The sequence below is a fragment of the Streptomyces viridosporus genome, assembly GCF_002078235.1.
GTDB lineage: Bacteria > Actinomycetota > Actinomycetes > Streptomycetales > Streptomycetaceae > Streptomyces > Streptomyces viridosporus.
Window position 1 is genome coordinate 1 of record NZ_MSGP01000602.1, and the last position, 12,317, is coordinate 12,317.

10 protein-coding genes are annotated in these 12,317 nt (G+C 73.2%); 9 read left to right on the forward strand and 1 reads right to left on the reverse strand.

What is annotated here, in order from left to right; translation table 11 throughout:
• The 6 genes from B7L92_RS33900 to holA all read left to right on the forward strand — a co-directional run.
• Positions 1-527, forward strand: a 527-nt coding sequence (locus B7L92_RS33900) for a ComEA family DNA-binding protein (protein ID WP_081241088.1), incomplete at its 5' end; no start/stop codon positions are given.
• On the forward strand, positions 524-3,142 hold the full coding sequence (locus tag B7L92_RS33905) for a ComEC/Rec2 family competence protein (RefSeq protein WP_438364043.1): 2,619 nt from the start codon (positions 524-526) through the stop codon (positions 3,140-3,142). The genes B7L92_RS33900 and B7L92_RS33905, both read left to right, overlap by 4 nt.
• Positions 3,143-3,390: 248 nt before the next feature.
• Positions 3,391-4,272: a YceI family protein gene (locus B7L92_RS33910; RefSeq protein ID WP_170102273.1), complete on the forward strand. Its 882-nt coding sequence runs from the start codon at positions 3,391-3,393 to the stop codon at positions 4,270-4,272.
• 104 nt (positions 4,273-4,376) lie between these two features.
• Positions 4,377-5,216: an arylamine N-acetyltransferase family protein gene (locus B7L92_RS33915; protein ID WP_081241090.1), complete on the forward strand. Its 840-nt coding sequence runs from the start codon at positions 4,377-4,379 to the stop codon at positions 5,214-5,216.
• A 24-nt stretch (positions 5,217-5,240) separates the two neighbouring features.
• Positions 5,241-5,486, forward strand: coding sequence for a hypothetical protein (locus B7L92_RS33920; protein ID WP_078495529.1), 246 nt, complete (start codon positions 5,241-5,243; stop codon positions 5,484-5,486).
• Positions 5,487-5,686: 200 nt separating this feature from the next.
• Positions 5,687-6,676 (forward strand): DNA polymerase III subunit delta, encoded by a 990-nt coding sequence (holA, locus tag B7L92_RS33925; protein ID WP_181384056.1) that lies wholly within the window; start codon positions 5,687-5,689, stop codon positions 6,674-6,676.
• Positions 6,677-6,993: 317 nt separating this feature from the next.
• On the opposite strand, the gene rpsT is transcribed toward holA, so the two are convergent.
• Positions 6,994-7,260 carry a 30S ribosomal protein S20 gene (gene rpsT, locus B7L92_RS33930; protein ID WP_030858234.1) on the reverse strand — a complete coding sequence of 89 codons (267 nt, stop codon included), beginning with the start codon at positions 7,258-7,260 and terminating at the stop codon, positions 6,994-6,996.
• A 252-nt stretch (positions 7,261-7,512) separates the two neighbouring features.
• On the opposite strand from rpsT, the gene lepA reads away from it, so the two are divergent.
• The 3 genes from lepA to B7L92_RS33950 form a co-directional block, all read left to right on the forward strand.
• Positions 7,513-9,381, forward strand: coding sequence for a translation elongation factor 4 (gene lepA / locus B7L92_RS33940; protein WP_081241092.1), 1,869 nt, complete (start codon positions 7,513-7,515; stop codon positions 9,379-9,381).
• Between the two features lie 268 nt (positions 9,382-9,649).
• Positions 9,650-11,524, forward strand: coding sequence for an AMP-dependent synthetase/ligase (locus B7L92_RS33945; protein WP_081241093.1), 1,875 nt, complete (start codon positions 9,650-9,652; stop codon positions 11,522-11,524).
• Positions 11,525-11,824: 300 nt separating this feature from the next.
• A partial coding sequence (locus B7L92_RS33950) for an ATP-binding protein (protein ID WP_143626422.1) occupies positions 11,825-12,317 on the forward strand: 493 nt, incomplete at its 3' end.

Genomic DNA, 12,317 nt, shown 5'->3' on the forward strand with positions numbered 1-12,317 from the left:
AGGAGCGGGGCGAGGGCGCGGTCGGCCGGGAGGGGAGCGGGACGGGCGCACCGGCCGGGGCGGTGGGGTCCGGCGGCTCGGCGGGGCCCGAGATCGTGGTCGACGTCAGCGGCAAGGTGCGCGACCCGGGGATCCACCGGCTGCCGGCCGGTTCGCGGGTCGAGGACGCCCTGCGGGCGGCGGGCGGAGTGCGACCCGGTACGAAGACCGACGGCCTCAACCGCGCCCGGTTCCTGGTGGACGGGGAGCAGGTGGTCGTCGGAGGCCCGGCACCGGTCGCGGGCACCGCGGCTTCCGGCGGTACGGCCGGTGCGCCGACGGGCACCGGACCCGCGGCACCGGTGTCCCTCAACACCGCCACGCCGGACCAGCTCGACGCCCTGCCGGGGGTCGGTCCCGTGCTGGCCCAGCACATCATCGACCACCGCACCCGGCACGGCGGCTTCCGCTCGGTGGACGAGCTGCGCGAGGTCAAGGGCATCGGCGACCGCCGCTTCGCGGACCTGCGCGATCTGGTGCGGCCGTGACGCACGGGGCGGACCCGGTGCCGCCGACGGGTTCCCGGACCGCGGAGCCCGCCGCCCGGCAGCCCGTCCACGCGGCGTCCGGGAAGCGGCTCGGAGCCGCGCACCCGCGCCGGGAGGCACCGACGGACCTCCGGCTCGTGCCGCCCGCGCTGGCGGCCTGGGCCACGGCGGCGGTGGCGCTGCACGCCCCGCCCGGCGGGGCGGTGGGCGCGGCGACCGTCTCCCTGGCGGCGGCCGGCGTCCTCCTCGCGGTGGGGCGCGGGCGGCGCCGCCGGGGTGGGCGACGGGCCGCCGCCCGCCCGCAGTCCCTGATGTCCGGAGCCGCCGTGCTGCTCTGCATCGCCGCTGCCGCCGGCTCCGCGGGCCTGCACGGCGCGGATCTGCGGCGCGGCCCCGTGCCGGAACTGGCCCGGGAGCACGCCCCGGTGACCGCCGAGCTCGAGATCACCGCCGACCCCCGGCTCTCCCGGCCCGGGGCCGGCGGTCCCCGCTCGGCGCCGCGGGCCGTACTGATCGAGGCCCGTGTGCGGCGGGTGGAAGGGCCCGGCGCGGGGGCGGCGGTGACCCGGACGCCGGTGCTGGTGATCGTCGACGCGCGGCCGGCCCCGCGGACGTCCCCGGGCGGGCGCGGTGCGAAGGGTTCCCCGTGGCTCGGGCTCCTGCCCTCCACCCGGTTGCGGGTCGAGGCGCGGCTCGCTCCCGCGCGGGCGGGCGGCGACCGGTTCGCGGCCGTCCTGCGCGTGAGGGGCCGGGACGGGCCGGAGGTCGTGGCGCGGCCGTCGGCACCGCAACGGCTGGCGGGGCGGCTGAGGGCCGGACTGCGGGAGGCGACCGACGGGCTGTCCGCGGACGCGCGGGCGCTGCTGCCGGGACTGGTGGTGGGCGACACCTCCCGGGTCGGACCGGAACTGGACGAGGCGTTCCGGGAGACCGACCTCACGCACACGCTCGCCGTCTCCGGAGCCAACTTCACCATCCTCCTCGCCCTCCTCCTCGGCCCGCCCGGTCTGGCGCAGCGCGTGGAGCGGCGCGGCCTCGCGCCCCGGCTCGGCATCTCCCTGCGCGCGACGGCGCTGCTGGGCGGGGTGCTCTCCCTCGGCTTCGTCGTCGTGTGCCGGCCGGACCCCAGCGTGCTGCGGGCCGCCGCCTGCGGATCCGTCGCGCTGCTCGCGCTCGCCACCGGACGCCGCAGGTCACTGGTCCCGGCCCTGGCGACGGCCGTCCTGCTCCTGGTGCTGTACGACCCGTGGCTGGCCCGCAGCTACGGCTTCCTGCTGTCCGTGCTGGCCACCGGCGCCCTGCTCACGCTCGCGCCGCGCTGGAGCACGGGATTGCGGAGGCGCGGGGTGCCGCCCCGGCTCGCGGAGGCGCTGGCCGCCGCGGGCGCCGCCCAGGCGTTGTGCGCGCCGGTGGTCGCCGTGCTCACGGCGCGGGTGAGTCTGGTGGCGGTGCCGTGCAATCTGCTCGCGGAGTTCGCGCTCGCCCCGGCCACGGTGCTGGGCTTCCTGGCGCTGGCCACGGCACCGTTCGCGATGCCGGTCGCGAAGGCGCTGGCGTGGTGCGCGAGTTGGCCGGCGGAGTGGATCGCACAGATCGCCCGGACCGGGGCGGCGCTGCCCGGCGCGGGAGTGGACTGGCCCGGCGGCTGGGCCGGGGCGGCGGCGCTCGGCACGCTCACCCTGGCCGCGCTGCCCGTCGGACGACGGTTGCTGGGACACCCCTGGTGGTGCGGTGTCTGCGCGCTGCTGCTGGTGGTGGCCGTGGTGCAACCGCCGCCGCTGACCCGGGTGATCACGGGCTGGCCCCCGCCGGGCTGGCGGATGGTGATGTGCGACGTGGGCCAGGGCGACGCGATGGTGCTGGCGGCGGGCGGGGGCACCGGCGTGGTCGTGGACGCCGGCCCCGACCCGGCCCTCGTGGACCGCTGTCTGCGCTCCCTCGGGATCACCAGGATCCCCCTCGTCGTCCTGACCCACTTCCACGCCGACCATGTGGCGGGCCTGCCCGGGGTGCTGCGCGGACGCCCGGTGGGCGCGATCGAGACCACGGGCTACGAGGAACCCGCGGACCAGGCAGCGTTCGTACGGAGGATCGCGGCGGCCGGGGGCGTTCCGGTGACGCGCGCCGTCGCCGGGGAGCGGCGGCGCACGGGGACGCTGTCCTGGGAGGTGGTGTGGCCGCCGCCGCCGGCGGCGCCACCGGTGGCGCCGGGCACCCGCCCGCCCCCGTCACCGCCGGAGGGCCCGAACGACGCCAGCGTGGCCATGCTCGTCCGGACCGGGGGCCTGCGCCTGCTGCTGCTCGGCGACCTGGAGCCCCCGGCCCAGCGGGCCCTGGCGAGGTCGCCGGCGGGTCGGGCCCTGGCGGACGTGGACGTGCTGAAGGTCGCCCACCACGGCTCGGCGTACCAGGACCCGGACCTGATGCGCCGGGCGGCCCCGCGGCTGGCGCTCATCAGCTCGGGTGAGGGCAACCCGTACGGACACCCCGCCCCGAACACGCTCGCCGCGCTGCGGGCCGGGGGAGCGGCGGTGCTGCGGACGGACCGGGACGGGGCCCTGGCGGTGGTCGGCGACGAAGACGGGAGCGGGCGGCTGCGGGTGGCGCGGCGCTGAGGCTCCGGGGGCGGACGGGCAGGTGCCCGCGGCGTACCGGGACCGCTTCGGGGTTCGCGCGGCCCGTGTGCCAACCGGGAGGAATCTCCGCGGTGTCGGGCGAGCGGACCGCAGGGGTCACTCATGTGAATTCTGTGTACTTGCGCGGGTTTCCCACAGGGTATTTGCCCATTGCATCCAAAGCCTCGGGGTGGTCGAATAGCCGTTCGGCAATCGGTGTTCTTGACGTTATGCAGAGGGTGTCGCACATGATGGGCCGCTGGCTGGCAGGCCGAACGAAACGGGATCAGCGGACGGGCCCCCTGGCGGCTGTGCAGACTCCCTCGAACGCCGGGGTGCTGAGCTGCCGGGTCCTCAGCCCGGCCGACGAGCCGGTGCCGCACGCCCGATTCGCGGTCGGCGACGCCTCGGGGCACACGGTGGTCGAAGGGGCGACCGACCCCTTCGGATCGTTCGTGGCCACGGTTCCGGCGGGGGAATACCGGCTCGAGGTGCTCGCCGAGGGGTACATGCCGTACCGGGTGCCGTGCACGGTCACCGAGAACTCCCTCGCTTCGCTCGGCGATGTGACCCTGCAGGTGGAGCAGCCGATGGAAATGCCCGCGCCGGGGGACTGGGAGATCGACCTGGCGCATTCCTCGGTCACCTGCACCGCGCAGCACATCGGGGTGGCCCGGGTGCACGGCCGGTTCAACTCCTTCGCGGGGACGGCGCGGATCACCGACGACCCGACGCAGACGGCGATGCACGTGGTGATCGACGCGGCGACCATCGACACCAACATGAAGATGCGCGACGACCACCTGCGGTCGGAGGACTTCCTGGACGTGGAGCGGTTCCCGACCATCGAGTTCTACAGCGACCGGTTCGAGCCCCAGGGCGGCAACCGGTGGGCCGTCATCGGTGAACTGTGGCTGCACGGGGTGGCGCGTACGGTCACGCTGGACATGGAATACCTCGGGCTCGCCCATGGCGTGGAGGGCGAGGCCCGGGCGATCTGCCGGGCCACCACCAAACTGCACCGCGGCCAGTTCGCGGTGAGCTGGCAGACGGTGCTGGCGCGGGGTGTCGCCGCCGTCGGCCCCATCGTCCAGGTCGACATCGACGTGCAACTCGTGCCCAAGAGCTGACCGGCCCACCTGGCCCCGGCCGAACCGGCCCCGGCGGGCCGAACGGGCCGGGGCGGCGGTGGCGGTGACCGGCGGGGAGCCGCGACCCGCGCCACACTGAGGGCATGGATGCAACGCGGAGAGACGCTTACCTGCGCCGTCTGGGTGCCGGGCACCCCGCCTCGCCCACCGCGGACGTACTGCGCGACCTGCACCTGCGGCATCTGCGGACCGTTCCGTTCGAGAACCTCTCCCTCCACCTCGGCGAGGAGATCGTGCTGGACGAGAAGCGGCTGCTGGACAAGGTGGTGGGGGCGCGGCGGGGCGGATTCTGCTACGAACTCAACGGCGCCTTCGGGGCGTTGCTCACCGCGCTCGGCTTCGGCGTCACGCGCCTCGCGGGACGGGTGTACGGGGACGAGGGCAGGCTCGGCATCCCGTACGACCATCTCGCGCTGCGGGTGCGGACGGTGGACGGGGGCGACTGGCTGGCCGACGTCGGCTTCGGGGCGCACTGCCATCTGCCGCTGGCGTTCGGGGAGCGGGGGGAGCAGCAGGACCCCGGGGGTACGTTCCGGATCGCCGCGGCGGGCACCGACGCGGCCGGGGTGCGCGGCGGGCACGGGACGGAGGAGGCCGCGGACCTGGACGTGAGCCGGAACGGACGGCCGGTGTACCGCCTGGAGCTGCGGCCGCGGGCGCTCGGCGACTTCACGGCCGGCGCGTGGTGGCACAGCACGTCACCGGCCTCGCACTTCACGCGGTCGCTGGTCTGCTCCCGGATCACCGAGGACGGGGGGAGGATCACGCTCGGCGGCCGGCGGTTCACGGTCACGGCGCCGGACGGGACGCGCGAGGTGCGGGAGCTGGGGCCGGACGAGGAGGTGCTCGCGGTGTACCGGGACCGGTTCGGGATCGAGTTGGACGCGGTGCCGGCCGTGCGGGGCACCGGGGACGGGGCCTGAGCCCGGTGCCGGACAATGGCGCACGTGAGTGATGTGCGACATGTGCTGGTGCTGCCCGACCGGGATGCCGCCGAGGAGGTGGCGGAGGCCCTCGGGGAGCGGTTCGGCGTGGCGGAGGAGCCGCGGCTGGTGCGGGACGCGCTGGCCGGCGAGGACGACGCGGAGGACGCGCAGTGGCTCGTCGTCCTGCGGGACGAGGCGGGGCGGCTGGACCCCGGGGAACTGGACGAGTTCGCGGCCGAGTGGGAGGGCTGGCGGGAGGAGCCGTAGGGCCCCGGAAGCAGGAGCCCCGTCTCAAGCAGCGTCGGAAGCGGAAGCCGTTGCGAGGCGGCGCCGGAGGCGGAAGCCGACCCGAGGCGGCGCCGGAAGCGGAAGCCCGTCCGAAGCGGCGCCGGAAGCGGAAGCCGGTCCCGCGAGCAGGCACCGGAGCCGTCCGGGCGTTGTCGGTGGCGCGTGGGATGCTTGTCGCGATGGCCAGGAAGAACGCATCCGACGACCCCCTCGCCCCCGTGACGCTCGCCGTGGGCCAGGAGGACCTGTTGCTCGACCGTGCCGTGCGGGAGGTGGTGGCCGCCGCGAAGGCCGCCGACGCCGACACGGACGTCCGCGACCTGACGCCGGACCAGCTCCAGCCCGGCACCCTCGCCGAGCTGACGAGTCCGTCGCTCTTCGCGGAGCGCAAGGTCGTGGTCGTGCGCGACGCGCAGGACCTGTCGGCCGACACCGTCAAGGACGTGAAGGCGTACCTCGGGGCGCCCGCCGAGGAGATCACGCTGGTGCTGCTGCACGCGGGCGGGGCCAAGGGCAAGGGGCTGCTCGACGCGGCGCGCAAGGCGGGGGCGCGGGAGGTGGCGTGCCCGAAGATGACCAAGCCGGCGGACCGGCTGGCCTTCGTGCGGGGCGAGTTCCGGACCACCGGGAGGTCGGCCACCCCGGAGGCGTGCCAGGCGCTGGTCGACGCCATCGGCAGCGATCTGCGGGAGCTGGCCTCGGCGGTGTCCCAGCTGGTCGCGGACGTCGAGGGGACGATCGACGAGGCGGTCGTCGGGCGGTACTACACGGGGCGGGCCGAGGCGTCGAGCTTCACGGTCGCCGACCGGGCGGTCGAGGGACGCGCGGCGGAGGCGCTGGAGGCCCTGCGCTGGTCCCTGTCGACCGGGGTGGCGCCGGTGCTGATCACCAGCGCGCTGGCCCAGGGCGTGCGGGCCATCGGGAAGCTGCAGTCGGCGCGCGGTGGCCGGCCGGGCGACCTGGCCCGTGAGCTGGGCATGCCGCCGTGGAAGATCGACCGGGTGCGGCAGCAGATGCGCGGCTGGACCCCGGACGGCGTGGCCGTGGCGCTGCGCGCGGTGGCCGAGGCCGACGCGGGGGTGAAGGGCGGCGGGGACGACCCGGAGTACGCCTTGGAGAAGGCCGTCGTCGCGATCGCCCGGGCGGCCCGCTCACGGGGCCGGGGCTGACCACGGACCGGGCACGGGGCCGGGGCTGACCGTCGGCCCGGACGCGGGGCCGGGGCTGACCGCCGACCCGCTCACGGGGCCGGAGCTGACCGCCGGACCGCTCACGGGACCGGGGCTGACCGCCGGACCGGACGAAAGCCGAAGGCTCCGCCCGCACCCCGGGGAAGGGTGAGGGACGGAGCCTTCGGTCGAAGCGTGTGAGCCCGTACCCGCGTGGCGAACGCAGGCCGCGTACGGGCTCGGGGGTGCCGGTCGGGGGCGGATGAGAGAGGGCCCGCCCGGGTCCTTCCGGCGATCAGGTCAGATCAGGAAGGTGATCAGCCCTTGACGGCCGCGACCTTCTGAGCCAGCGCCGACTTCTTGTTGGCGGCCTGGTTCTTGTGGATGACGCCCTTGGAGACGGCCTTGTCGAGCTGACGCGCGGCAGCGCGCTGGTACTCGGTGGCCTTCTCGACGTCACCCGCGGCGGCGGCCTCGCGGGCCTTGCGGATCGCGGTCTTCAGAGAGGACTTGACGGCCTTGTTGCGCAGCCGCGCCTTCTCGTTGGTCTTGTTCCGCTTGATCTGGGACTTGATGTTCGCCACGAATGAGCCTTTTCAGGTTCTGCTACGGGGCCGCACGGGTGCCGCACGGATCCGTACCGTTGGTTTCTTGAGGGGTGTCTCGCGCCGAGAGGGCATGAGACACAGCCCCTCACACTAGCAGCGGGCCGTTCCGCGGCCCAAACCCGTCCCCGGTCGTCACCCGTGGGACCATGGAAGCTACGTATCGATCCGACCCGAGACCGCAGACGGACAAGCACACGTATGCGGACGCCTCAAGAATCAGGACCCTGCGTGCCCGCGATCCCTAACCATGTGCCCGAGCCGAGCCGTACCGACCCGGCGCTGATCCGCAATTTCTGCATCATCGCCCACATCGACCACGGCAAGTCCACGCTCGCCGACCGGATGCTCCAGCTGACCGGTGTGGTCGAGCAGCGGCAGATGCGCGCTCAGTACCTCGATCGCATGGACATCGAGCGCGAGCGCGGCATCACGATCAAGTCCCAGGCGGTGCGGTTGCCGTGGGCCCCCACCCACGACCGGGGCAGCACGCACATCCTCAACATGATCGACACCCCTGGGCACGTCGACTTCACCTACGAGGTCTCCCGGTCGCTCGCCGCCTGCGAGGGCACGATCCTGCTGGTGGACGCCGCCCAGGGCATCGAGGCGCAGACCCTCGCCAACCTGTACCTGGCGATGGAGAACGACCTCACGATCATCCCGGTGCTCAACAAGATCGACCTGCCGGCCGCGCAGCCGGAGAAGTTCGCCGAGGAGCTCGCGAACCTGATCGGCTGCGAGCCCGACGACGTGCTGAAGGTCTCCGCGAAGACCGGTCTGGGCGTCGAGGCGCTGCTGGACAAGGTGGTCGCCGAGATCCCCGCCCCGGTCGGCGTCAAGGACGCCCCGGCCCGCGCGATGATCTTCGACTCGGTCTACGACTCGTACCGCGGTGTGGTGACGTACGTCCGTGTCATCGACGGACAGCTCAACAAGCGCGAGCGGATCCGGATGATGTCCACCGGCGCGACCCACGAGCTGCTGGAGATCGGCACCAACTCGCCGGAGATGCTGCCCTCCGACGGCCTCGGCGTCGGCGAGGTGGGCTACCTCATCACCGGGGTGAAGGACGTCCGCCAGTCCAAGGTCGGTGACACCGTCACCAGCCAGCACAAGGGCGCCGAGGAGCCGCTGGGCGGCTACAAGGACCCCAAGCCCATGGTGTTCTCGGGCCTGTACCCGCTGGACGGCTCCGACTACCCCCTGCTGCGCGACGCCCTCGACAAGCTCCAGCTCAACGACGCCGCCCTGGTCTACGAGCCGGAGACCTCCGCCGCCCTCGGCTTCGGTTTCCGCGTCGGCTTCCTCGGCCTGCTGCACCTCGACGTGATCCGCGAGCGCCTCGAGCGCGAGTTCGGGCTCGACCTGATCGCCACCGCGCCCAACGTGGTCTACCGCGTGCTCATGGAGGACGGCACCGAGCACACCGTCACCAACCCGAGCGAGTTCCCCGAAGGCAAGATCAACGAGGTGTACGAACCGGTCGTGCGCGCCACCATCCTGGCGCCGACCGAGTTCATCGGCGCGATCATGGAGCTGTGCCAGACCCGGCGCGGCACCCTGCTCGGCATGGACTACCTCTCCGAGGACCGGGTCGAGATCCGCTACACCCTCCCGCTCGCGGAGATCGTCTTCGACTTCTTCGACCAGCTGAAGTCCAAGACCCGCGGCTACGCCTCCCTCGACTACGAGCCCACCGGCGAGCAGACCTCCAGTCTGGTCAAGGTCGACATCCTGCTGCACGGCGACAAGGTGGACGCCTTCTCGGTGATCACCCACAAGGACCAGGCGTACGCGTACGGCGTGCGGCTCGTCGCCAAGCTCAAGGAGCTCATCCCGCGCCAGGCCTTCGAGGTGCCCGTCCAGGCCGCCATCGGCTCGCGGGTCATCGCCCGCGAGACCATCCGCGCCATCCGCAAGGACGTCCTCGCCAAGTGCTACGGCGGCGACATCTCCCGCAAGCGCAAGCTGCTGGAGAAGCAGAAGGAAGGCAAGAAGCGGATGAAGATGGTGGGCTCCGTGGAGGTCCCGCAGGAGGCCTTCATCGCCGTCCTCTCCAGCGACGAGAGCGGGGGAGCGGGCAAGGGCAAGAAGTAGCCGGGGGGTGACCGAGGGTAACCGATGTTACCGCGGGTCACTCCGCGAACCGGGCGGAAAAGGGGCCTGCCGCGTGCGAGCGCGGTGGGCCCCCGCGCGTCCTGCGGGTAGCTCTCCGGGTGAAATGGCAGGCCGCACCCCCTTACGCAGCCGCCGGTCGCCCCTTACTCTGTCCGTGCTCGATAGTTACTCGCGAGTTAAACAACGGCGCGCGAGTGTAACCAGCCCCACTGAGCCAGCCGCACCGTCGCGGGCCCCGGAGGATGTCGTGAGCCACACACAGACACTGATCGAGAACCGTCCGCCGAGCGTGGCGGCCCTCTTCCTGGAGCGTGTGGCGGCCACACCGGATGCCGAGGCCTACCGCTACCCGGTGCCGCAGACCTCGGGGGAGGGTCCGGACGCCTGGAAGTCGCTCAGCTGGGCGCAGACCGCCGAGCGCGTCAACGCGATCGCGGCCGGCCTGATCGAGCTGGGCGTGCGGCCCGAGGAGCGGGTGGCGCTGGCGTCCTCGACCCGCGTCGAGTGGATCCTCGCCGACCTCGGCATCCTGTGCGCGGGCGCCGCCACCACCACGATCTACCCGCAGACCAACGCCGACGAGTCCGCCTACATCCTGTCGGACTCGCAGAGCCGGGTGCTCATCGCGGAGAACGCCGAGCAGGTGGCCAAGGCGGTGGAGAAGCGCGCCGAGCTGCCCGAGCTCACCCGGGTGGTGGCCGTCGACGCGACCGGCGTGGAGACCGACGACTTCGTGATCAGCCTCGCCGAGCTGGAGAGCCGCGGCGCGGCCCGGCTGGAGAAGGAACCGGAGCTGATCAAGGAGCGGGTCTCCGCGATCACCAAGGACCAGCTCGCCACCCTCATCTACACCTCCGGCACCACCGGCCGCCCCAAGGGCGTGCGCCTGCCGCACGACAGCTGGTCGTACATGGCGAAGGCGATCGCCGCGACCGGGCTGGTCACCGGTGACGACGTGCAGTACCTGTGGCTGCCGCTCGCGCACGTCTTCGGCAAGGTGCTCACCTCCGGCCAGATCGAGGTCGGGCACGTCACCGCCGTCGACGGCCGCGTCGACAAGATCATCGAGAACCTCCCGGTGGTCCAGCCGACCTACATGGCGGCCGTGCCGCGCATCTTCGAGAAGGTCTACAACGGCGTCGCCGCCAAGGCCCGGGCCGGCGGCGGGGCCAAGTACAAGATCTTCCAGTGGGCGGCCGGCGTCGCCCGCGAGTACGCCAAGGTCACCCAGGACAACTTCCGCCGCACCGGTACCGCGAGCGCGCCCTTCGGGCTGAAGGCCAAGCACGGCCTCGCCGACAAACTGGTCTACGCCAAGATCCGCGAGGCCTTCGGCGGCCGGCTGCGCGCCTGCGTCTCCGGCTCCGCGGCCCTCGCCCCCGACATCGGCTACTTCTTCTCCGGCGCCGGCATCCACATCCTCGAGGGCTACGGACTCACCGAGTCCTCCGCGGCCTCCTTCGTCAACCCCGGCGAGGCCTACCGCACCGGCACGGTCGGCAAGCCGCTGCCCGGCACCGAGGTGCGCATCGCCGACGACGGCGAGATCCTGCTGCGCGGCCCCGGCATCATGCAGGGCTACCACAACCTGCCCGAGAAGACCGCCGAGGTGCTGGAGGCCGACGGCTGGTTCCACACCGGCGACATCGGCGAGCTGTCGGACGACGGCTACCTGCGCATCACCGACCGCAAGAAGGACCTGATCAAGACCTCCGGCGGCAAGTACATCGCGCCCGCCGAGGTCGAGGGCCGGTTCAAGGCGATCTGCCCGTACGTGTCGAACATCCTGGTGCACGGCGCCGACCGCAACTACTGCACCGCCCTCATCGCCCTCGACGAGGCCGCGCTCACGGCGTGGGCGGCCGAGAACGGCCTGGAGGGCAAGTCGTACGCGGAGATCGTCGCCACGCCCGCCGCGGTCGAGATGGTCGACGGCTACGTCCGGCAGCTCAACGAGGGCCTGCAGCGCTGGCAGACCATCAAGAAGTTCCGTCTCCTGCCGCGCGACCTCGACGTCGAGCACGGCGAGATCACCCCGAGCCTGAAGCTGAAGCGGCCGGTGGTGGAGCGCGAGTACAAGCACCTCATCGACGAGATGTACGAGGGGGCGCGCGAGGCGTGACCGTCACCCCGTGAGGGGGCGGGGCCCGGACCGGTTCGGTCCGGGCCCCGCCCCTTTGCCGTGCCCGCCGCCGTCCTCGCCGTCCCCGCCGTCCCCGGCGTCGCCCCGGCCTTCCCCTGCCCTCCGGTTGCCCCGCTGGTCGGAACGGGCCGCCTTTCTGTCCGTTCCTGACCACGTACAGGGCGTGGTTCTCCTCTCCCGTGGCCCACTTCGGTAACTCGGTGCTTATGGGCGGGCTCCGTCTGTCACCCTGTCGGCAGCGATCGATGTGTACTCGTACGAACTGTCCGGGAGCTGCCCATGGGGGCCATTCCGACGCAACGGGAGACCGCCTCGGGCGCCTCCGAGGCGCGGGAGGACGCGCGGGTGGAAACGGTTCTGCCCGGGAGCCCCCTCGCGCCGGGCTCCGCGCGGGCCCTGCTGCGCAAGGCGCTCACCGAGTGGGCCGACCTCGGACTGCCCGGTGCCGAGCACCTCACCGGCCGCGTCGGTGACGACGCCACGCTGATCGCCAGCGAACTCGTCACCAACGCCGTCGTGCACGCCGGGACGGACGTGCACCTGACGTGCCGGCTGGAGGAGGGGACCGGCGCGCTCGTCGTCGAGGTCTCCGACCGGCACCCCTCCCGCGCCCCGCGCGGCACCGAGCAGGAGGCGCCGCCGCACGAGGCCCCGGAGTACGGGCGCGGTCTGCCGCTCGTCGCCGCGCTCTGCGAGGCCTGGGGGGTCACGTACCGCCCGGGCAGCAAGACGGTGTGGGCGCGGCTGCCCGCCGGGGGCCGTACGGAGGGCG

What these genes read in the sequence shown, in the direction of transcription:
- B7L92_RS33910 (WP_170102273.1), top strand. Translation starts at nt 3,391, where the DNA reads ATGATGGGCCGCTGGCTGGCAGGCCGAACGAAACGGGATCAGCGGACG.
- B7L92_RS33915 (WP_081241090.1), top strand. Translation starts at nt 4,377, where the DNA reads ATGGATGCAACGCGGAGAGACGCTTACCTGCGCCGTCTGGGTGCCGGG.
- holA (WP_181384056.1), top strand. Translation starts at nt 5,687, where the DNA reads ATGGCCAGGAAGAACGCATCCGACGACCCCCTCGCCCCCGTGACGCTC.